This window comes from Solibacillus merdavium (assembly GCF_014836935.1).
Classification (GTDB): domain Bacteria; phylum Bacillota; class Bacilli; order Bacillales_A; family Planococcaceae; genus Solibacillus; species Solibacillus ferritrahens.
This window is the reverse complement of record NZ_JACSPW010000030.1, coordinates 1-21,643: the sequence shown is the minus strand read 5'-3', so window position 1 is coordinate 21,643 and position 21,643 is coordinate 1. Positions and strand designations below refer to the sequence as shown.

Genomic DNA, 21,643 nt, shown 5'->3' with positions numbered 1-21,643 from the left:
CGCGTCCCCTGGAATGGAAATCAACGGTTTTCATCAGTTAACTTTATTTTAAAACAAAAAAGACTGTAGGCAAACTCAAATTTCTTCGAGTTTGTCTACAGTCTGAGGCTTCCAATAAATGTTGGAAGCCTTTTTTATATTGTTAAAATTCTATGATTATTTAATTTCTGAGAGCTGAATTTCTAACTGGTCACCACCGAATATTTCCGCATCAAATGTAGAAGGCTGTCCATTTCGTAAAATCGTGAAAGAACCTTTAAATGCGGTAGGAAGCTGCCAAGTTGAAAAGCGGAAAACATCCTGGTAAATCCACTTCCCCGTGTCCTTTTCAATAATTTTAATCGTAGCACCATTTGGTACAGTTGTAGTACTTTGAACAATTTGACCATTGACGTAAAACTCCCGAGCCGTTTTGGCAAGCTCTACTTTTTCCTGCTGAAACGTGACAATCACTTTTTCCTCCAAGAGTAAATTTAAGGATGCCGCTATTTGTTCTGCAGAAGGCGATGTAATTTGCTCAAAGGTAATTACATCCCCTGTTTGGATAGGGTAATGAGTTTTACCAGGCTTTCCATTAATAAAAAGTTGCGAAGAAAATTCTGGTAAATAGACGGGTTTACCATCTAGATGGACACAATAGGAACTAAACTGTTGGAGGTGCTTTGTATTATTCGTACTGCTGAAAGCGTCTTCTACCGTTGCAATTGTTTGAACAACAATAACATCACGATCCTGTATGGGTGTATCCAATTTTACTACTTTTTCATTAATGATTACTTTAGGCTCTATTATGTATTTTTCCTTACCTATAGTTATCTTTTTAACGGCTGCCTCATCAATAATTTCACGAACTGTGGCATAAGCATCAGCACCATCTTTTCCAGGAATAAGCTGAATTATATCGCCATTTTTTATTTGTGTTTTAGTGGAAGCTGTTTCCCCATTTAATACTATTTTTGCGGGCTGTCCATGTTCTCCCGGTACGAATACATTTTGACCATTCACTGTAATAGATAAACCGTGACCTAACTTACCATACAACTGTTTTGCACGGATATTCGCTGCTAAAAAGGCATCACCAACGGTCATTTCTTTTAATTCGAATAAACGAACTACTTGATCATTTACTGTGATAGACATGTAATGAATCGGTGATTTTTGTGCTGCGATTGCAATTCCAATCGGTGTTACGAGTTCAGGTGTTGCAGGAATATGTTCTGCACGTGTTAAATTCTGAATGGCATTTACATCTCGAACTGCTACACGATTCGCAGGCAAATTCAATACTTTTCCAAGCTCTTCCGGGAGATGGGGGGTTAAGCTTCCACCACCTACAAGCATAACGGCTTTAGGAGGAACATAATTATTTAAACGTAAAATTTCCTCACCAATAGATTTTGCTAGATTTTCAATTGCTGGATAAATTGCTTTTACGACTTCTGCACGCGGGATATATGCGTCAAACCCTAAAATATCCTGAATTAAAATTTCTTCACTTGTATGCATTTGACGTTTTGTTATTTCAGCTATCGGAAAGTCCAATAAGTAATGGTCACTTAAACTTTCAGTAATCTCATCGCCGGCAGTTGGGACCATTCCGTATGCAACAACAGTACTTTTATCTGTAATTGCAATGTCCGAAGTTCCTGCACCAATATCGACGAGCGCCACATTCAATCGACGCATTGTTGGAGGGATAAGTACATTAATCGCCGCAATCGGTTCTAAAGTTAATGCCTCCATTTCTAAATCTGCACGTTTTAATGCAGCTAGAAGTGATTCTACAACTACCCGCGGGAGAAATGTTGCAATAACTTCTACAGAAGCTTCGTCACCTTGTTGATCGAGTAGGCTACCAATTTCTTCACCGTCTAATCGGAAATATAAAACAGAATAACCGACACAATAATAATGATTGTTTTTTACATCGTCTTTATGCTGTAATAATTGCTGCTGGGCTTGTTGGACAGCTTGCAGCTCCAACCTATTAATATCCTCTTCAGTAAAAATCGGTCTGTTTTTAATTGAAAGTGTGACAAGTGCTTGCTCAGTTTTTAATGCTCGACCCGCTGCTGCAACACTGACTTTTTTCAATGGACCGTGGGTTTCTTCCAATATAATTTTTATCTCCTGTATGAGCTCTGCAACATACAGGACGTTATGTATTTGACCATCAACCATTGCACGTTCTTTATGTTCTTTCACTAAAATATCAGCGACATGATATTTATCTTCGTGTTGCTCTAGAATAATACCAACAACGGAGCGCGTTCCGATATCAAGTGCAAACAATTTATTTGTCATATGATAACGCTTCCTTTCAATTTATTATTAAAATATACTTTAGCGAGTTGAATCGCTAAATTAAAAAGACGTGACTTTCTACAGTAGATTGATTATAATAAGTTTATTACTTAAAAATGTATCATACTTTTAAGTTATCTGAAAGAGTTGGATACGTAAAGAAGAGGGGTAAGAGGAATATGAGTCAACAGGATTTAGAAAGCTTACGTAGTCAGATTGACAGCTTAAACTTGGAAATTTTACGATTGATTAACGAACGTGCAACCGTTGTAGAGGAAATAGGTAAAATAAAAGAGAAACAGGGCGTAAATCGCTATGACCCGTTACGTGAGCGCCATATGCTTGATTTAATTAAAAAGAATAACAATGGTCCATTAAATCAAATGACAGTTGATTATATTTTTAAACAAATCTTCAAAACAGCATTAAAACAATTAGAAGCAGAAAAGAAAAAAGAATTACTAGTATCACGAAAAGAAAAGTCAGAAGATACTGTCATTAATATTAACGGTGAGCTAGTTGGATCAGGTACACCTTCTTTTGTATTTGGACCGTGTGCAGTTGAGTCATATGAGCAAGTTGCTGCAGTAGCTGCCTCTATCCAAGAAAAAGGATTGAAATTAATTCGTGGCGGTGCATACAAGCCGCGTACATCTCCATATGATTTCCAAGGTTTAGGGTTGGATGGACTAAAAATATTAAAAGAAGTCTCAAAAGAGTATGGTTTAGGGGTTATTACAGAAATCGTAACACCTTCAGACTTAGAGCATGCACTGGATTATATCGATGTAATTCAAATTGGTGCCCGCAATATGCAAAACTTTGAGCTATTAAAAGCAGCAGGCTCAACAAATAAACCTGTCTTATTAAAACGTGGTTTAGCAGCGACAATCGATGAGTTCATCCACGCTGCAGAATACATTATGTCAAAAGGAAATGAAAATATTATTTTATGTGAACGTGGTATTCGTACATACGAAAAAGCAACACGTAACACTTTAGATATTTCTGCAGTTCCTATTTTAAAGCAAGAAACACATTTACCAGTCATGGTAGACGTTACACACTCAACAGGACGTCGTGATTTACTGTTACCATGTTCTAAAGCGGCAATCGCTATTGGAGCAGACGGTGTCATGGCAGAAGTGCATCCAGACCCATCGATAGCATTATCTGATCAACAACAACAAATGGATATTCCTACGTTCAATGCGTATTATGATGAAATCTTAAAATTCATGAAGCAATATGAAGTGTCAAAATAATAATTTGATAATGGCTATGTTGAATTTATTCAACATAGCCATTTTTTTACATAGCTATATATATTTGACGGAAGCTACATATTAAATTACAATTTTTTCTAAATAGTTTTATAAAGGGGAAGTTGTATGGAGCAAAAGATAGCATTAATTACAGGGGCAGCACAAGGGATTGGGTTTGAAATTGCGAAAGAACTGTCAAACAATGGAGTTAAGGTCATAATTTCCGATAAAAATGAAGAAAGATTAAAACAGGCAATTGAAGAGCAGCCTAGTTTAGGCTATTTATTATGTGATGTCAGTGATGAACGACAAATACAACAATCGATTGACGCTGTAATTGCCCAATATGGTGCACTCCATATTGTTATAAACAATGCAGGCTTTCAACATGTGTCGATGATTGAGCAGTTTGATACGGAAATTTTTGAATTGATGCAGAAGGTAATGGTTGTTGCACCCTTTATATTCATGAAATATGCTTTCCCCATTATGAAACAACAAAAATTTGGCAGAATAATTAATATCGCTTCCATCAATGGTTTAGTCGGTTTTGCAGGAAAAGCCGGTTATAATACTGCAAAGCACGGAGTTATTGGATTAACAAAAGTGGCAGCACTAGAAACAGCTACAAACGGAATAACGGTAAACGCTATTTGTCCTGGCTATGTGGATACTGAACTTGTAAGAAATCAATTTGAAGATTTAGCTAAAACAAGAAATATAGCGGTTGAGGATGTATTAGAGGAAGTGCTGTATCCTTTAGTACCACAAAAACGACTGATAAATGTTTCTGAAATAGCCGCATTGGTCGTATATTTATGTAGTGATGCAGCAAAAGGCATGACAGGACAAGCAATTGTCTTGGATGGAGGGTATACAGTGCAGTAAAATAGTTTTTTTGCAAGAATTTATAGGTAAAACTAGTTATTCACTAGGTTTTGGATTGAAAAAAGAAATAAAAATATTATATGATTAAACTATACATATTATTAGTCAATCAACTTTAAAAAATAAAAATCGTATAACATGATAAAGGGGGAGATTTTTTGACTGTCACAATTTATGATGTTGCGCGTGAAGCAAATGTTTCAATGGCAACGGTATCCCGTGTAGTGAATGGAAATCAAAATGTTAAGCCAGCTACAAGGAAAAAAGTGCTGGAAGTGATTGAGCGCCTTGAATATCGTCCAAATGCAGTAGCACGTGGCTTAGCAAGTAAAAAAACAACATCAGTAGGTGTCATTATCCCTGACATTTCGAATAATTTAAATGCAGAGCTTGCACGTGGTATAGAAGATATTGCGACAATGTACCGCTATAATATTATTTTAGCAAATTCAGATCAGAATGAAGAAAAAGAGTTAACATTACTCGATACAATGCTTGGTAAGCAAGTAGATGGAATTGTCATGATGAGTGAGGAAGTGACTGAAACCCTCCAACGGGCAGTTGAGGCTTGTCCAGTCCCAATAGTTTTAGCTGGATCAATAAGTTCTACTGAAAAAGTTGCATCAGTAAATATTGATTACTACAAGGCTGCTTTGGAAGCCGTTCAAATGTTAATTGACAATGGCCATACCCGCATTGCTTTTGTGTCGGGTCCTTTACAATACAAAGTAAATGGTGAACGGAAATTAGCAGCCTATAAAGATACCCTTCAAAAAGCAAATATTGCAATTGATGAAGCACTTATTGTTGCTGGGGATGGGTCATATGATGATGGATTGGAAAGTTGGACAAATTTAAGCGAATTAGAGAATCCACCTACCGCTATTTTTGTAGGGAATGATGAACTTGCAATTGGTTTAGTACATGGAATACAAGATAGCGGAAAAATGGTACCGGAAGATGTAGAAATTATTAGCTTCGAAAATTCAAAGCTTGCTCGTATGGTACGTCCGCAATTAACAAGTGTTGTATTACCTTTATACGATATAGGAGCAGTTGCAATGCGCTTATTGACGAAGTATATGAATAAAGAGGAAGTCGATGATCAGCGTGTTATTTTACCGCATCGAATAGAACAGCGCAATTCAAGTAAATAAGAAAACCGCCTGTCACAATTTGTGGCAGGCGGTTTTTAGTTCTATAACCACAATTTTTGGGTAACAATAATTATTTCACTAATAAAGTAGAGCAATTAGCATTTTTTGATACATATGTACTAACACTACCAAATACCATTTCCTGCATTGAATTTAATCCACGGCAGCCGATAACTACTAAATCTACGTTGTGATAATTCGCATAGTTTGAAATCATACGACCTGCTGGCCCGTGTACAATTGTTAATTTTAAATGGGTATGATTACTTTTTACATAATCGATTTCACGTGATAATTTTTGAATATATTGTTCATCAGTTTGAGCGAGGGTCCCCATATGTAACGGTTCATTTGAAATAGCTTCCGTTGAAATGGAAGAAATAAGTTCAATCAATGTTTCCTCTGTGGCAATACCGATCGCATCTTTTGCAGCTCGAAGTGAATTTTCAGAACCATCGATTGCCAATAAAATATGTTTATACATGTCATAGCCCCCAATTTCCTTTATTCTATTATAGTATAAAGGAATATCCCTATATTAGGAAAATAAAAGCTATACAATCTTTGATCAAAGATTGTATAGCTTCTTTTAAGAACGATTTTTTTCTGTACGAATAATATGTAGCGCTTTTTCAAGCATTCGTGCATTTTTTTCTTCAATTTCTGCTTTACGAGGAATTGCATCATATAAAGGGTTTGGATCATTCCAAGTCGGAATAAGTGGAACAGGTGATTCCTGTTGCCATTTAGCAAGCCATTTTTTTGGCAGTGAACCAGTTGGGGTAGGTTGGTCAGTCATTTCTGTCCATATATGTGACCAGGCACGTGGTACTACACGCCAAATATCATATCCACCACCACCGACAGCTATCCACCGACCATCGCAATATTCATGGGCCAATTTATGGGCAAGCTTTGGGATTTCCCTATAAATATTCATCGTTCCATACAAATGGGTTAAAGGATCAAAATAATGCGCATCTGCTCCATTTTGAGTTAGTACTACATCCGGTTTAAAAAATTCAAATACTTCACGCATGCCTTGCTCATATATATCTAGGAAGCTCTCATCTTCTGTAAAGGCATCAATTGGAAAGTTAAAGGATGTACCATAACCCTCTCCATTACCGCGTTCTGTAATATTGCCTGTACCTGGAAATAAGTAGCGACCTGTTTCATGAATGGATAATGTACATACATTGGGGTCATCGTAAAATGACCATTGAACACCATCGCCATGATGAGCATCTGTATCTACATATAACACACGAAGCCCATATTTCTCCTGGATGTATTTAATAGCAACACTGCTATCATTGTAAATACAAAAGCCGGAAGCTCTCCCACGGAAGCCATGGTGCAATCCGCCCCCCAAATTTAGTGCATGCTGTGATTTACCTTGCAAAACAGAGTCGACTGCCTGCAATGTACCTCCAACAAGCAATGCACTTGCTTCATGCATATTTTGAAACATTGGCGTATCCTCAGTGCCAATTCCGTATGGTTCACCTTGTTGCGCGGTTAATTCACCGTGACCGGCTTTTTTTACGATTTCAATATATTGAGGATCATGAGCCAAAGCAATCTCTTCATCTGTTGCAACACGGGCTGGAACGATATCCTCGTCGTTTAATGCCCCAATATTTTTTAGTAAATCAATCGTTAAATGTAGTCGTTTATGATTAAACGGGTGTGTGTCCGAAAATTTGTAAGTAAGTTGATCTGGAGAATAAATAAATACAGCTTTTTTCATAGTGAAATGCCAGGTAAATTCGGCCATAGTACATCGTATCCTTGCTTACGCAAATCCTCGATGATATGAAGCGGATTTATTACTTGTAATCGGACACTTACTATACGAGATTTTGTATTATCACCATCTGGATATACAAGAACACTAACTACATTTGCTTTATTTTCCTGAAATACTTTTGAAATTTCAAAAAGCATGCCAGGTCGATTACTTACGCGGATATCGATTTTTGAACCGGGTTGATGTGCCCCTGTTAATTCAATATAGGTGTAAAGTAAATCTGTTGTTGTTACAATACCGACTAGTTTACCGGCAGAGACAATTGGCAAACAGCTGATTTTAGCATCATAAAATATTGATGCAACTTCTTCCACAAAATCTAAAGGATGACCTACTATTGGGTTTTTAACCATTATTTCTTCAATCGGTGCATCATAGATGATGGAATTTGGTTCTTCTCGCAAACATGATGGTAACGCGTTTTTTAAATCATGATCTGTAATTATTCCGACAACTGTATTGTCCGAGCTTACAATTGGTACGTGACGGACTTTTTCTTCACGCATAAGTCGGACGGCATCGCGTACCGTATTTTCAGGAAGGAGTGTATGTATTTCCCTTTTCATAATTTCTTCGACAATCATTTTTCAATCCCCTTTGTAATAAGAATTAATACATGAAACGACTTCTAAAGCGAAGTTTGTCAAATCTCTCAAGCGTCTCGGTTCCTACACGTGACCCGACACGAGCCATTAAACAGTTTGCAGGGTGGGACGTTATTTCAGGGTCATCTGTTGCATAATATTCAAAATTTGCGGTAGTCATCATTCTCTCCATCATATTTCGATAATCCCAAACCGATAAGCCTGTTCCTTTGAGATCCCAATGCCAATAATATTCAGTTGTGATAACTAAATAATCTTCCATAGCATCATCCATGAAGGAAACTTCGATCAGTTTTTTTCCTGCACCGGTACCTCTATAAGATGGGATTACCTCAATAGCACCAAGTTCAATCATATTAGGAATACGATCTTCTGCCCAACGCTCTAAAGGGTCAGGATAAAGATATGTCACATAGCCCACGATAATATCGTCTTTCCTTATAACAATTATACGCCCTTCTTCTAGTGCGGCAATTTCGACAAGTGCTTTATGCTGTTGATGCGAAGGTCGAAATGCTTTCAAGTCTTCGTGTAACGTATAGGAAGCAAGTTTTTCTGAGGAAACGGGTCCTTCCACTAAAACATTACCATTCTTCGATTTGAATTCAAGACAATAGTATTTTTTCACATGATTCATAATCACACCACCTGCTTGTAATACCTCCATTATACTCTATTTAATGCGAAAATACGCTTTATTTTACGATAAATAACTAAATTATTAGAAAATTTAAAATGTTTTGCGCATTATAGTAATTTTATTGTAAAATGGTTGTATGTTTTATAGAAAGGGGAAATTTCATGGGGACAAAAACAGTTGAAAAACAAGCAGTAATTCCAGGGGAACATAATTTAAAAAATTATGAGGATGTAGCTGCAAATCATGATTGGGGTAATACTGAGAAAGCATTTTCTTGGCATGAAACGGGAAAGATCAATATTGCATATGAAGCAATTGATCGACATGTCGATACACATCGGAAAAATAAAGTAGCACTCTATTATAATGATGGGCATCGAAAAGAAACATATTCTTTCTTTGACATGAAACGCAACTCGAATAAAGCGGCAAATGTATTGAAAGAGAAAGCAAATTTGAGAAAAGGGGATCGTATATTTGTATTCATGCCACGCACACCAGAGCTTTATTTCAGCTTATTAGGGGCGTTAAAAATAGGGGCAATTGTTGGACCATTATTTGAAGCATTTATGGAGGGTGCCGTTTATGACCGTTTATTGGATAGTGAGGCAGTTGCAATTATTACAACACCATCATTATTAAATCGAGTACCTATAGAGAAGCTTCCACAATTAAAGACTATCTTTGTAGTTGGGGAAGATGTTGAAGAAACAGATAAAATATTAGACTTTAAAAAATATTTCAAAGAGGCATCACAGGATTTTAACATTGAATGGGTCGATAAAGAGGATGGCTCCATTTTACATTATACATCTGGCTCTACCGGTACTCCAAAAGGTGTATTGCATGTACATTATTCAATGGTACAGCAATATCAAACAGCCCAATGGGTACTTGATCTAAAAGAGAACGACATTTATTGGTGTACAGCTGATCCGGGGTGGGTAACAGGGACAGCTTATGGTATTTTTGGACCGTGGCTAAATGGAGTCACTAATTTAATTATTGGCGGCCGATTCAGCCCGCAAGCGTGGTATGGTGCGATTGAAGAATATGGTGTAACCGTCTGGTATAGTGCGCCAACTGCATTCAGAATGTTAATGGGTGCCGGTCCAAGTCTGATTAGTAAATACAATTTATCTTCATTGCGACATGTTTTATCCGTTGGTGAACCTTTAAACCCTGAAGTAGTAAAATGGGGAATGGAGATTTTAAGTCACCGTATACATGATACGTGGTGGATGACAGAAACAGGCGGACATATGATTTGTAATTTCCCTGCGATGGAGATCAAACCAGGATCCATGGGAAAACCGATTCCTGGAGTTTATGCTACGATTGTAGATGATCAGGGAAATGAAGTACCGCCATACACAATGGGGAATTTAGCAATCAAAAAAGGCTGGCCAGCAATGATGCGCCAGATTTGGGGAAATCCTGAACGTTATAATTCTTATTTTTTAAAAGGAGAATGGTACGTTTCAGGTGACTCAGCATATAAGGATGAGGACGGATATTTCTGGTTCCAAGGGCGCGTAGATGATGTGATTATGACGGCAGGTGAGCGAGTTGGTCCGTTCGAGGTAGAAAGTAAATTACTCGAGCATCCGGATGTAATAGAAGCTGGTGTCATCGGAAAGCCGGATCCTGTCCGAGGGGAAATAATTAAAGCATTCGTTTCATTGCGTGAAGGGGTAGAACCAAGTGAAGCACTTGAAGCAAATATTAGGGATTTCGTAAAAACAGGTTTATCTGCCCATGCTGCACCACGTGAAATCGAATTTAAAGATAAGCTGCCAAAAACACGAAGCGGAAAAATTATGCGTCGTGTATTGAAAGCGTGGGAATTGAACTTACCAACAGGCGATTTATCAACTATGGAAGACTAATTCTTTTCACATTTGCATATGCTATGGGGCGCTTACATATGTAGGCGCTTTTTTTTACTATTATTAGTTCTCATTCCTTAATAGGAATAGTACGTGGTACTTTCTACCTCAAATAAACAAACAATTGAACGATAATTTGGAATTATCTATGATTATATAAAAATACAGTTGACTAAATAAATATACATAACTATACTTATTTTTATCTTTTAGATTTCGTTGATGTATTTTTGGGCAATAAAAAATTATGAGGTGACAAAGATGAAAGTAAGTATTATTGGTGCCACAGGGTATGGCGGACTGGAATTATTGCGATTCTTACATAATCATAAAGAAGTAGTAGAAATCGGATTATTTACATCATCTGAGGAAGGAACAGTGTTTTCAGATAAATTTCCTCACTTAACAAATATTTATAATCAACCGTTATTAAAAATAGATTACGATGTATTAGCAAAATCCGATGTTGTCTTTGCAAGTACACCGTCTGGGGTATCTAGTACTCTATTTCCACCTTTAGTAAATTTGGGGCCAAAGTTAATTGATTTATCAGGTGATTTTCGATTAAAAAACCTTGAAAGCTATGAATCTTGGTATAAAAAAAAGCCGGCACCGAAAGAAGTAGTTGAAAAAAGTGTATATGGATTAACAGAGTGGAATGAAGCAGCCATCAAGAAATCGGAATTAATTGCAAATCCAGGATGCTATCCAACAGCAGTTCTCTTATCCATTCTTCCTCTAATAAAGCATCAGCTGATTGATCCAAGTTTTTTAGTCATTGATGCAAAGAGCGGAATATCCGGCGCAGGCAATAAACCATCAAACACTACACATTACAGTGAAGCAAATGAAAGCTTTTCGATATATAAAATTAATGAGCATCAACATATTCCTGAAATTGAACAAGCAATTTCGATGTTTACGGATACCGAAACAACTATTACGTTTAATACACATTTAGTGCCGATGACAAGGGGGATTTTAGCTACTTCCTATGCACAGGTAACAGAAGGTGTTACACAACAGCAATTAGTTGATTGTTTAACTTCAACGTATGAGAAACACCCCTTCGTCCGTGTCATTCAGGAAGCGTCATCTATTGGGACAAATCGCGTAAAAGGTTCAAACTATTGCGATATTTATGTGAAGCTCGATGAACGGACGAATCGGGCAACAATTATAGGGGTAATCGATAATTTAGTAAAAGGGGCTGCAGGGCAGGCTATCCAAAACATGAATGTTCAATTTGGTTTACCTCAGCAAACAGGCCTACAACTTGTACCGTACTTTATTTAATCATTAGGAGGAACATCAAATGGCTTCAACAATTGAAATGAAAAAACTATCCAGCAAAAATATCGTATCACCAAAAGGCTTTACTGCAGCAGGCGTTCATTGCGGTATTAAACATAAGAAAAAAGATTTAGCGATATTAGTCAGTGATGTACCAGCAAGTGTAGCGGGAGTATTTACAACAAATGCTGTTCAAGCAGCGCCCCTTAAAGTAACAAAGGAAGTTGTATATGAAACGAAAAAAATGCAGGCGATGATTGTGAATTCAGGAAATGCTAATGCATGCACAGGTAAACAAGGGCTAGCGGATGCTTATGAAATGCAAAGACTTGCTGCTCTAAAGCTAGGCATTTCAGAAAATTTAGTTGGGGTAGCATCAACAGGTGTTATAGGTGAAATTATGAAAATGGAGCCCATTCAAACAGGGATGGAAAAGTTGATTCCGGATTCCAAACTTGAAAATGGAATTGATTTTTCACAAGCTATTTTAACAACAGATACGGTAATGAAAAATACGACTTACTCTACAATCATAGATGGCAAAGAAGTAATAGTATCCGGAACGGCAAAAGGCTCTGGCATGATTGAACCGAATATGGCGACAATGCTAGGCTTTATTACGACAGATGCAAATATTGAATCGGATGAATTACAAAAAGCGTTATCTAATGTAACGGATTGTACATTCAACTCAATTACAGTAGATGGAGATACATCAACTAATGATACGGTCGTAGTAATGGCAAATGGTTTAGCGGGTAATGAACCATTATCACCTGCACATCCGGATTGGGAGAATTTTTATACAGCATTACGCTTAGTATCAGAAGACTTAGCAAAATCAATCGCTCGTGATGGAGAAGGCGCAACAAAATTAATTGAAGTTGAGGTCGATGGTGCCATTTCGGACGAAGAGGCACGAAAAATCGCAAAAACAGTTGTCGGTTCCCCTCTTGTAAAGACAGCAGTTTTCGGCTGTGATGCAAACTGGGGTCGTATTATCGCAGCAGTTGGCTATTCAGGAGCTGTAGTAGATCCTGATAAAATTACGATTAAAATTGGCGGAGCGACAATGGTTGAAAACGGTGAACCAATCAAGTTCTCAGAAGAAGTACTGATTGAAATTCTGAAACAGCATGAAGTAAAAATCTATGTATCTTTAGAAGTTGGAGAGGGGCACGGATTTGCATGGGGGTGTGATTTAACTTATGACTACGTTCAAATCAACGCATCATACCGTTCGTAAAATGGTCATAAAGCTTGGTGGCAGTACATTAGAAGGTCTTAACGAGGCCTTCTTTCGTAATTTCAAAGCCCTTCAAGAACAGGGGATTCAACTCATAATTACCCATGGCGGGGGACCAGCAATCAATCGAGAATTAGCAGCTGCTAATATCAAGTCCCAAGTTGTAAATGGCTTACGGGTAACGAACGAAGAAATGATTGGAATTGTCCAGTCCACATTGATCGGCAAAGTTAATCCTGCATTAGTACATGAGCTCAATGCTGCAGGGATTAACTCTGTAGGTTTAAATGGTTTTGATCAAACCCTACTAGAAAGTGAATTTTTAGATTATGAAACTTATAAATATGTAGGTAAGGTAAAAAATGTTAATGTTAAATTATTAAATACATTAACTGAAAGTGGTATTGTCCCTGTAATTGCATGCATTGGCGCAACAAAGGATGGGCATGCACTTAATATTAATGGAGATACAGTGGCAAGTGAAATTGCATTGGCAGTCGGTGCAGACCGTTTACTCCTCGTTACAGATGTTGCAGGTATTCGTATTAAAGATAAATTTCAAACAGAGGCCACACCAAATTTAATTAAGCAGTGGATTGACGAAGGGGATATATACGGCGGTATGATACCGAAAGTGCAGGGGGCTTTAAATTGTTTGCAATCGGGAATACCATCTGTTCAAATTGTCAATGAAATATTAACGGGTACAACTATTTTAAGTGAGGAGCTAGTAAAATGAGTGCATTATTTCAAAATTACGCAAGAAGACCTTTCGCTATTGTCGAAGGGAAAGGAACTGAAGTATTCGATACAACAGGAAAACGCTATTTAGATTTTACGAGTGGAATAGCTGTCTGTAGCTTAGGTCATGCCAATCCTGCAATTGTAGAGGCAATTCAGCAGCAGAGTAAGAAGCTATGGCATATTAGTAACTTATTTGAGAGCCCAGGGCAAGAGCAGCTGGCGGCAGGGTTAGTGAAAGATTTACATCTATCCTACGCTTTTTTCTGTAATAGTGGAGCAGAGGCAAATGAGGCTGCGATTAAATTGGCTAGAAAGCATACAGGGAAGCATAAAATAATCGTTTTTGAACAAAGCTTCCATGGACGTACATTCGGTGCAATGAGTGCGACAGGTCAAGATAAAGTACGTAACGGCTTCGGACCATTAGTGAGTGAATTTATCACATTACCGTTCAATGATGCAACTGCATTAAAAGCGGCAGCAGACTCTGAAACAGCAGCTATTATGCTGGAAATGATTCAGGGTGAAGGTGGGGTAAATGCCGTATCTGACGAATTTGCGCAAGCTATTCACGATATTCAGCAAACAACGGATATTTTAGTAATTGCAGATGAAGTACAAACTGGAATTGGACGTACCGGTACACGTTTTGCGTTTGAACAGACTGTAATAAAGCCTAATATTGTATCAATGGCGAAAGGTCTAGGAGGCGGTTTTCCAATTGGAGGTATTCTCGGTACAGAGGAACTATTTAATACGTTTAATGCAGGAACACACGGCACGACATTCGGTGGGAACCCATTAGCGGTGTCAGTAGCACAAACAGTTATTGATCATATATTTAATGATGAATTTTTACAATCAGTAAAACAAAAATCTGAATACTTTATAAATAAACTAAAAGAAGCGTTCCCAGACAAAAACTATACTGTTCAAGGTAAGGGTTTAATGCTTGGTTTAGGGCTAGGTGGAGAAGATGTAGCGCCTTATGTAGCAGCTCTAGATGAAGCGGGGCTGTTAACTGTAGCAGCAGGTCCGAAAGTAATACGATTATTGCCTCCGTTAACTGTAAGTGAGCAAGAAATCGATGAAGCTATAAACATACTAAAAGGTGTATTACAAGCAGACAAAATAACATCTCCATAAATAATTTAAAAACCTCCTCAACTATATGATAGTTGGGGAGGTTTTGTTTTACAGATTAATCAATAGTTGTTTCTGGATCGATTTCTATATCGTCTAAATCTTCTTCTATAATCTCTCCTGGAACAGTATTCTCTTCATCTTCAATTGGTGGAATAGTATAAACTTCCCCAACTTCATTCGAATAACCAGATTCCAGACCTGTAATATCAACAGCTACAACAACATACCTAACGCCTTCTGACACAGACATTTGGAATCCTTCGTAAGATTTTAATGATCTTACAAGTGATGTGCCTTCATCAGTAATACTGTAGACACGGTAACCAACCACATCATTTGATGCAGAAGCCGTCCATGACAATGAACCATTTGCCAAAGTCGCAAATACAGCTTCAGGTGGAGCACCATCCGCTTCGAACGGGGCACCTGATACAACACCATTACCAGTACTGAATGGCAATAACTTTGATGCATCCCCGCCGAGTCTACCTAGCATACGGTTAATAAAGGCTTGATTCAATCCGTATCCACTCGTTTGGACGAATTCAGTAGGTGTGTTTGGTAGTGCCGCATAAGTACTGCCGTTAATTACAACAGAAGTGGATGAAACGAAACTATCATCTGGCTGTGTAGGTAAAAATACATTTTTGTTAAATAAATCGGAGACAACTAAACCAGCATTCGAACAAGATGTGGAAGCAGCTAGTCCGGATATTCCACAAAACGACTGCGTAACAACACCTTCTGGCTTTTTGAATGTTTCCTTTGTACCAATTAATTCTGGATCGATATCATAAAGAGTATTTAAATAACTTGCCCATAATCGGTTCACACGATTACTAGGGTGCTGATAACGATTATTAAACGCATAAAGAGTACGCGGCTGATCATAACCTAACCATACACCGATTGAGATATTCGGATTATAGCCTACTAGCCAAACGTCTTTATGGTCTTGAGTCGTACCTGATTTTGCAGCAAAGTCAGAAGAGAACTTTAACTGACTTTTCGCTAAAGTTGCAGTACCGCCTTGTTGAAGTACACCACGTAACATATCAGTCATCATATAGGCAGTTTCTGGACTAAATACCTCCACCGGCTCTACTTTATGTTCAAAAATAACATTGCCATCTAAATCCTCGATACGCTCAATCATATAGGCATCAATGAATTTCCCTTCATTTGCAAATGTAGTATACGCATTGGTATTCTCTTCGACCGTTGCACCATGAGTAATACCACCAATGGCTGTAGATAAATGGACGTAATCGCCTTCTGTTAACTTGGAGAAGCCCATTTTGTCTAAATACGTTGCAGGACGGCGATCTAAAATAGAGTCATACAAACGTAATAAGGCTAAGTTTTGGGAAGAGGCAACAGCCTGACGTGCCGGAATAATACCCAATTCCTGTGTAGGAATATAGTTTACAGGTTCGTAATCATCATAATCACGTTTAAATTTAACATCCACTACCGGACTACCTGCCCCGATTACACCATATTCCAGTGCCGGTGCATAAGCAAGTAATGGTTTCATAGTTGATCCGTTTGATCGATATGCTTGTGTAGCGTGATTTAATTGTTCCAATTGATGGTCACGTCCACCAACGAAACTTAAAATACGACCTGTTTTATTATCGATAATGATGCTTCCTGTTTGTACAGGCACATTCACTTCGATTTCTTCACCTGTTTCCGGATCTTTTTCTTTTTTCTTATATGTCTGACCATACAGGGTAAATTCTTCTGTTACATTCCGCATAGCATCATACATATCTTTATTGATGGTCGAATAAATACGATATCCTCCTGAACGAATAGTACGGTCTGCCAATATGGAGTATTTTTCATTTAAGTTCTTTTCTTCTTTTAAACGGTCTGGATCAATTCCGTCTTTTTCAGCAAGTATTTTTGCAAAAATTTCTTTTGCGCGCATTTCAAGCTCAGCTGTTAGCCAAGGATATTTGTCCTCTGGTCGTTCTTCATAGCCTTTCAAATCTTTCGTAATATCATAGGCTATTGCTTCGTTGTATTCTTTTTCAGAAATATAGCCAACTTCCTGCATACGGTATAATACTGTTTTCATACGGTCGATACCTGGTTTTATGCCTTCAGCGCTCTTTTGCTCACCCTTATTTGTGAATGGTGTGTATTTAAAAGGAGCTTGTGGAATACCGGCTATATAAGCAGCCTGTGGTAAGTTTAATTTAGATGCTGAAATACCGAATATACCTTGGGCTGCTGTTTCGATGCCAGCAATATTACGACCAGAAGAATTACGGCCATAAGGGATAATATTAAGGTATGCTTCCAAAATTTCTTCTTTGCTCATAAACTTCTCAAGCCGGAAAGCGAGTAATATTTCTTTTGCTTTACGCTCATACGAAACTTCATTTGTAAGTATTTGGTTTTTTATTAACTGCTGTGTTAAAGTAGAGCCACCAGTTTGTGTAGAAGAGTTGGATACATCCTGCAGTAACCCACGTAAAACTGCTTTTGGCACAATTCCTTCATGCTCTCGGAAATATTCATCTTCCGTAGCAAGGACAGCATTTATAACTGTTGGAGATATATTAGCAAGCGATGTTTCACGTCGGTCTAAGTCTGTTCGAATTTTTCCTATGTAAATATCGTTTGCAAAGTAAAGTTCACTTGTTTCTTCATAGCTGAATATTTGCTCGCGCATCTCTTCTTTTGATCGCAAAGGTTCATCCTTAGTTAATGATGCGAAGTAACCTGCACCTACACCCCCAACGAATAACAGTGTAGTAGCGACAAAAATTACCGCTAATAAAGTTAAATTCCAAAATACACCACCAGTAATTCGTACGTAGCGCATCTGTTTTGAAGAAGCAAGGGATTCGATTTTTTTATTAAATTTTTCAAGCCATTCTTTCACAACATCGCCCTCCTAAAATCTTGTTTATTATAGCATATTTGTTATGTAAACAAATATATTTATTGACAACAACTATTTTCTAGGTAGAATAGAAAATATAAATTTCTGGCAAAGAAGAGTTTGCAGTAATAAATGTGTTCCCTGATTAGAGAGCTGGCGGTTGGTGAAAGCCAGAGAAAACGCATTTATGAATTACGTACTTGGAGCTGGAACGGGTCGTCACGTTATAGACGCTTAAAGTGGAAGAAAAGTTTTTGTTTTCTTCAAGCTGGGTGGTACCGCGTTAAATGAAAAATTTGACGTCCCTGCATGCATTTGCGTGTAGGGACGTTTTTTGTTTCCTTACATAGCGAATAACAACACATGTAAAAGGAGAGAAACAACATGACAAACGATTTACTGCAAGATTTAGAATGGCGTGGCTTGTTATACCAACAAACAGATGCAGAAGGTATGGAAAAACTTTTAAACGAGGAAAAAGTTTCGTTATATGTGGGTGTAGACCCAACAGCAGATTCCATGCACATCGGTCATATCGTACCACTACTTACATTACGCCGTTTCCAAAAAGCGGGTCATACACCGATTTTATTAGTTGGGGGAGCTACAGGTACTGTTGGAGATCCGTCAGGACGTTCTGAAGAGCGCCAACTACAGACGATGGAGCAAATCGACAAAAACGTTCAAGGTCTAAAAAAACAAATGGAGCGTTTATTCGATTTCTCATCAGATGCAGCAAACGGTGCTGTATTAGTAAATAATAATGATTGGGTTGGCCCAATGTCATTAATCGATTTTTTACGTGATTACGGGAAATTAATTAATGTAAACTACATTTTAAATAAAGACACAGTAGCATCACGCTTAGATTCAGGTATTTCATTTACTGAATTTGCTTACACATTAATTCAAGGAATCGACTTCAACCATTTATACGATCACCATAATGTTCGTATTCAAGTAGGTGGCTCGGATCAATGGGGCAATATTACGACTGGTTTAGAAATGATTCGTAAAACACACGACGAAAATGCAAAAGCATTCGGAATTACAATCCCACTTGTAACAAAAGCAGACGGTACAAAATTCGGTAAAACAGCAGGTGGCGCAGTATGGCTGGATGCTGAGAAAACATCACCATATGAGTTCTACCAGTTCTGGATCAACACTGCAGATGCAGACGTTGTAAAATACCTTAAAATCTTTACTTTCTTAACACGTGATGAAATTGAAGCATTGGCTGTAAGTGTGGAAGAAGAGCCGCATTTACGTAAAGCACAAAAAGCTTTAGCTGAAGAGATGACACGCCTTATCCACGGTAAAGCTGGTCTAGAAGCAGCGGAGCGTATTACAAAAGCATTATTCTCAGGGGATTTAAAAGCACTATCAGTAGATGAAATGAAAGTGGCATTTGCTGGCGTTCCATCTGTAGAGGTAGCAAAAGAAGACAAAAACATTGTTGAATTAATTGTGGAAGCCGGCATTTCATCGTCAAAACGCCAAGCACGTGAAGATGTAACTAACGGTGCGATCAGCGTAAACGGAGAAAAGGTTACAGAGTTAGAATATGTGATTGATGGAAAAGACCGATTAGAAGATGCATTCGCGATTATCCGTCGAGGAAAGAAAAAATATCACATGGTGAAATTTGTTTAACTAAATGGTTTTGAAACGTCTTGGAAATAAGTTTTCCAAGGCGTTTTTTAAAAGGGATTTTAGGAATTATAAAGAACGTAATAATGAGAAGGGAGAGATGATATGAAGAAAAAATCGTATTGGGGACAAATTGGAATGTCCATTTTTGTACTGCTAGGAGCAAGCTTTTTCACGTTTGTTATTGTTTTCACGTTTCTACTGGCGGGCAACATTCATTACATACCGCTAATAATTGCAGTAGCTTCAATTTTATATATAGGTTTTGTCCTTCAAATTTTTGATGTATTTTACCAAAAGAAAAAACGTGTGAAAGTGTATTGGGGACTAGCAGCAATTATTATCGCCATTACATGTATTCAACCAATCTATAAGTGGTTGGATAGCAGGGTGCCAACTGTTGATGCTGAGGTTAATATTTATCAGTATGAACCGTTCGTAGAAGGCAATCAATTAGTGGAGCTGGAACAAACTGCGTCCCTGAAATTAGAGGAACCTTTACCGATCATAGATGGTGCGACGGCATTGTATCCACTTTATGCGGCAATCGCTCAAGAAGTATACCCTGAAAAAAATTATAATCCATATAAGAGTGAGGTAATGGTCAACCAAACACATGAAGCCTATACGAATCTAATTTTAGGAAGGGCGGATATGATTTTTGCGGCGGGACCATCTGAAAATCAAAAAAAGCGAGCGGAAGATAAGGGTTTTGAATTGGTATTAACCCCTATTGGAAAAGAAGCATTCGTATTTTTTGTAAATAGTAAAAATGATATTAACGGTTTATCGTTGGAACAAATTAAAGGAATATATTCCGGTGAAATTACAAATTGGTCTGAAGTTGGTGGAGGAAATGATGAAATCCGTGCCTTCCAAAGACCGCAGGATAGCGGGTCCCAAACTGCTTTACAACGTTTAATGGGGGATACGCCTTTAATGGAAGCCCCAACTGAAGATATTGCAACTGGTATGGGCGGAATAATTAATGAGGTATCCCAATATAAAAATTATAAAAATGCAATTGGTTATACATTCCGCTATTACTCAAATGAAATGGTGCGGAATAAAGAAATAAAACTATTGGAAGTTAATGGGGTGGCTCCTACAAAAGAAACAATTCGTTCCAATGCCTATCCAATTGCTTCGGAATTTTATATTGTGACGGCCGGTGAGCCAACTGGCAATGTAAAAATATTAATTGATTGGATATTGTCAGAAGAAGGTCAATCTTTAATAGAAAAAGCGGGGTATGTTTCCTTAATTTCAGAAGAATAACGGTTGAAAAATAAGAGAATCATATTTAAGTACAATAATTTTGAATCGCCCACAGTATGCCAGTATAATAGAGTATAGACATATTTTTTAGGGGGATTTTGTTTTGAATGAGCAGTTGGCACATGCAGTCGATGATCGACATGCGGTATTAAGTATTGCTACCAAACCTCGTGATACCATTCGTTATGTTCTAACACATAAAAAGTTATCTTATTTCATTATCGTAGGTATTATCGGTATGTTTGCAAGCAATTTAATTAGCTTTATCGGTTCGGATTTTACAGGGGCATATACTTTAGGTGATATCGTTTATTCGACATTATTATCAAGTTTATTGCTATACTTTCTTTCTACAGCATTATCAGCGGGTGTTTTAACACTATCAGCAAAAGCATTCGGCGGGGTAGGTAAGTTTAAAGAAATGTTCCGCATGATTAGTGTAACGATGATTCCTTATATTTGGATATTACCGATAATATTGTTTTGGATGCAATTTGCGCCGCAATCTTTTTTTAATATTACTTATATTGAAACATCATTAAGTGATTTAATCCTGCAGTTTGTATGTGGTACGTTTATAATTATCGCCAGTTTATGGACATATGTAATTACAGTAGTTGGTATTTCAGAAGTGCACCGTATCTCAACATGGAAAGCATTTTTCGCTTCCTTTATCGTGATAATAATATTAATGGTAAGTGCTGGTTATTTCTTGTTTTAAATAAAAAGACATTCACATTGTAGCATGAACTGAACCCCGAATAGTGGACACTTTAAAAAAAGTGGACCTATTCGGGGTTTTTCTATTTTCTTCACCGAAAAA

The 21,643-nt window shown here is 37.6% G+C and carries 17 protein-coding genes and 1 other annotated feature; of the genes, 11 read left to right on the top strand and 6 right to left on the bottom strand.

The window, feature by feature from the left end; genetic code table 11:
- Nucleotides 1–156 precede the first annotated feature (156 nt).
- Nucleotides 157–2,304, bottom strand: a complete 2,148-nt coding sequence (locus H9632_RS18275; RefSeq protein WP_191705494.1) for a cell division FtsA domain-containing protein — start codon at nucleotides 2,302–2,304, stop codon at nucleotides 157–159.
- 179 nt (nucleotides 2,305–2,483) lie between these two features.
- Between H9632_RS18275 and H9632_RS18270 the strand changes: the two genes are divergently transcribed.
- From H9632_RS18270 to ccpA, 3 genes are all read left to right on the top strand, one after another.
- Entirely contained in the window at nucleotides 2,484–3,569 is a 1,086-nt protein-coding gene (locus H9632_RS18270; protein WP_191700610.1) for a bifunctional 3-deoxy-7-phosphoheptulonate synthase/chorismate mutase, read from the top strand.
- 126 nt (nucleotides 3,570–3,695) lie between these two features.
- Nucleotides 3,696–4,457 carry a 3-hydroxybutyrate dehydrogenase gene (locus H9632_RS18265; RefSeq protein WP_191705493.1) on the top strand — a complete coding sequence of 254 codons (762 nt, stop codon included), beginning with the start codon at nucleotides 3,696–3,698 and terminating at the stop codon, nucleotides 4,455–4,457.
- A 158-nt stretch (nucleotides 4,458–4,615) separates the two neighbouring features.
- Complete coding sequence (gene ccpA, locus H9632_RS18260; protein ID WP_191705492.1) at nucleotides 4,616–5,614, top strand: catabolite control protein A; 999 nt, start codon at nucleotides 4,616–4,618, stop codon at nucleotides 5,612–5,614.
- A 70-nt stretch (nucleotides 5,615–5,684) separates the two neighbouring features.
- On the opposite strand, the gene H9632_RS18255 is transcribed toward ccpA, so the two are convergent.
- From H9632_RS18255 to H9632_RS18240, 4 genes are all read right to left on the bottom strand, one after another.
- Nucleotides 5,685–6,098 (bottom strand): universal stress protein, encoded by a 414-nt coding sequence (locus tag H9632_RS18255; protein WP_191705491.1) that lies wholly within the window; start codon nucleotides 6,096–6,098, stop codon nucleotides 5,685–5,687.
- A gap of 105 nt (nucleotides 6,099–6,203) precedes the next feature.
- Nucleotides 6,204–7,367 carry an acetoin utilization protein AcuC gene (locus H9632_RS18250; RefSeq protein WP_191705496.1) on the bottom strand — a complete coding sequence of 388 codons (1,164 nt, stop codon included), beginning with the start codon at nucleotides 7,365–7,367 and terminating at the stop codon, nucleotides 6,204–6,206.
- Nucleotides 7,364–8,011: an acetoin utilization AcuB family protein gene (locus tag H9632_RS18245; protein WP_191705490.1), complete on the bottom strand. Its 648-nt coding sequence runs from the start codon at nucleotides 8,009–8,011 to the stop codon at nucleotides 7,364–7,366. The genes H9632_RS18250 and H9632_RS18245 overlap by 4 nt, the downstream gene beginning before the upstream one ends.
- A gap of 25 nt (nucleotides 8,012–8,036) precedes the next feature.
- The gene (locus tag H9632_RS18240; RefSeq protein ID WP_191705495.1) at nucleotides 8,037–8,669 is read right to left on the bottom strand and encodes a GNAT family N-acetyltransferase; all 633 of its coding nucleotides are present in this window, start codon (nucleotides 8,667–8,669) and stop codon (nucleotides 8,037–8,039) included.
- 164 nt (nucleotides 8,670–8,833) lie between these two features.
- Between H9632_RS18240 and acsA the strand changes: the two genes are divergently transcribed.
- From acsA to H9632_RS18215, 5 genes are all read left to right on the top strand, one after another.
- Entirely contained in the window at nucleotides 8,834–10,561 is a 1,728-nt protein-coding gene (gene acsA / locus H9632_RS18235; RefSeq protein ID WP_191705489.1) for an acetate--CoA ligase, read from the top strand.
- A 261-nt stretch (nucleotides 10,562–10,822) separates the two neighbouring features.
- A complete protein-coding gene (gene argC / locus H9632_RS18230) occupies nucleotides 10,823–11,857 on the top strand; it encodes an N-acetyl-gamma-glutamyl-phosphate reductase (protein ID WP_191705488.1) in 1,035 nt (344 codons plus the stop codon).
- Nucleotides 11,858–11,876: 19 nt separating this feature from the next.
- Complete coding sequence (gene argJ / locus H9632_RS18225; RefSeq protein ID WP_191705487.1) at nucleotides 11,877–13,100, top strand: bifunctional ornithine acetyltransferase/N-acetylglutamate synthase; 1,224 nt, start codon at nucleotides 11,877–11,879, stop codon at nucleotides 13,098–13,100.
- The gene (gene argB, locus H9632_RS18220) at nucleotides 13,063–13,839 is read left to right on the top strand and encodes an acetylglutamate kinase (protein ID WP_191705486.1); all 777 of its coding nucleotides are present in this window, start codon (nucleotides 13,063–13,065) and stop codon (nucleotides 13,837–13,839) included. Before argJ ends, argB begins: the two co-directional genes overlap by 38 nt.
- Entirely contained in the window at nucleotides 13,836–14,990 is a 1,155-nt protein-coding gene (locus H9632_RS18215) for an acetylornithine transaminase (protein WP_191705485.1), read from the top strand. The genes argB and H9632_RS18215 overlap by 4 nt, the downstream gene beginning before the upstream one ends.
- Nucleotides 14,991–15,045: 55 nt before the next feature.
- On the opposite strand, the gene H9632_RS18210 is transcribed toward H9632_RS18215, so the two are convergent.
- Nucleotides 15,046–17,889 (bottom strand): transglycosylase domain-containing protein, encoded by a 2,844-nt coding sequence (locus H9632_RS18210; protein ID WP_191705484.1) that lies wholly within the window; start codon nucleotides 17,887–17,889, stop codon nucleotides 15,046–15,048.
- Between the two features lie 102 nt (nucleotides 17,890–17,991).
- Nucleotides 17,992–18,199: a binding site (T-box leader), on the top strand.
- Between the two features lie 74 nt (nucleotides 18,200–18,273).
- Between H9632_RS18210 and tyrS the strand changes: the two genes are divergently transcribed.
- From tyrS to H9632_RS18195, 3 genes are all read left to right on the top strand, one after another.
- Nucleotides 18,274–19,545 carry a tyrosine--tRNA ligase gene (gene tyrS, locus H9632_RS18205; RefSeq protein ID WP_191705483.1) on the top strand — a complete coding sequence of 424 codons (1,272 nt, stop codon included), beginning with the start codon at nucleotides 18,274–18,276 and terminating at the stop codon, nucleotides 19,543–19,545.
- A gap of 102 nt (nucleotides 19,546–19,647) precedes the next feature.
- The gene (locus H9632_RS18200) at nucleotides 19,648–20,820 is read left to right on the top strand and encodes a PstS family phosphate ABC transporter substrate-binding protein (RefSeq protein WP_191705482.1); all 1,173 of its coding nucleotides are present in this window, start codon (nucleotides 19,648–19,650) and stop codon (nucleotides 20,818–20,820) included.
- A 103-nt stretch (nucleotides 20,821–20,923) separates the two neighbouring features.
- Entirely contained in the window at nucleotides 20,924–21,541 is a 618-nt protein-coding gene (locus H9632_RS18195) for a YIP1 family protein (protein ID WP_191705481.1), read from the top strand.
- Nucleotides 21,542–21,643 lie beyond the last annotated feature (102 nt).

Bases quoted from the DNA above. Each gene is read 5' to 3' on its own strand.
- H9632_RS18275 (WP_191705494.1), bottom strand. From the start codon at position 2,304: ATGACAAATAAATTGTTTGCACTTGATATCGGAACGCGCTCCGTTGTT.
- H9632_RS18270 (WP_191700610.1), top strand. From the start codon at position 2,484: ATGAGTCAACAGGATTTAGAAAGCTTACGTAGTCAGATTGACAGCTTA.
- H9632_RS18265 (WP_191705493.1), top strand. From the start codon at position 3,696: ATGGAGCAAAAGATAGCATTAATTACAGGGGCAGCACAAGGGATTGGG.
- H9632_RS18255 (WP_191705491.1), bottom strand. From the start codon at position 6,098: ATGTATAAACATATTTTATTGGCAATCGATGGTTCTGAAAATTCACTT.
- H9632_RS18250 (WP_191705496.1), bottom strand. From the start codon at position 7,367: ATGAAAAAAGCTGTATTTATTTATTCTCCAGATCAACTTACTTACAAA.
- H9632_RS18245 (WP_191705490.1), bottom strand. From the start codon at position 8,011: ATGATTGTCGAAGAAATTATGAAAAGGGAAATACATACACTCCTTCCT.
- H9632_RS18240 (WP_191705495.1), bottom strand. From the start codon at position 8,669: ATGAATCATGTGAAAAAATACTATTGTCTTGAATTCAAATCGAAGAAT.
- acsA (WP_191705489.1), top strand. From the start codon at position 8,834: ATGGGGACAAAAACAGTTGAAAAACAAGCAGTAATTCCAGGGGAACAT.
- argC (WP_191705488.1), top strand. From the start codon at position 10,823: ATGAAAGTAAGTATTATTGGTGCCACAGGGTATGGCGGACTGGAATTA.
- argJ (WP_191705487.1), top strand. From the start codon at position 11,877: ATGGCTTCAACAATTGAAATGAAAAAACTATCCAGCAAAAATATCGTA.
- argB (WP_191705486.1), top strand. From the start codon at position 13,063: ATGACTACGTTCAAATCAACGCATCATACCGTTCGTAAAATGGTCATA.
- H9632_RS18215 (WP_191705485.1), top strand. From the start codon at position 13,836: ATGAGTGCATTATTTCAAAATTACGCAAGAAGACCTTTCGCTATTGTC.
- tyrS (WP_191705483.1), top strand. From the start codon at position 18,274: ATGACAAACGATTTACTGCAAGATTTAGAATGGCGTGGCTTGTTATAC.
- H9632_RS18200 (WP_191705482.1), top strand. From the start codon at position 19,648: ATGAAGAAAAAATCGTATTGGGGACAAATTGGAATGTCCATTTTTGTA.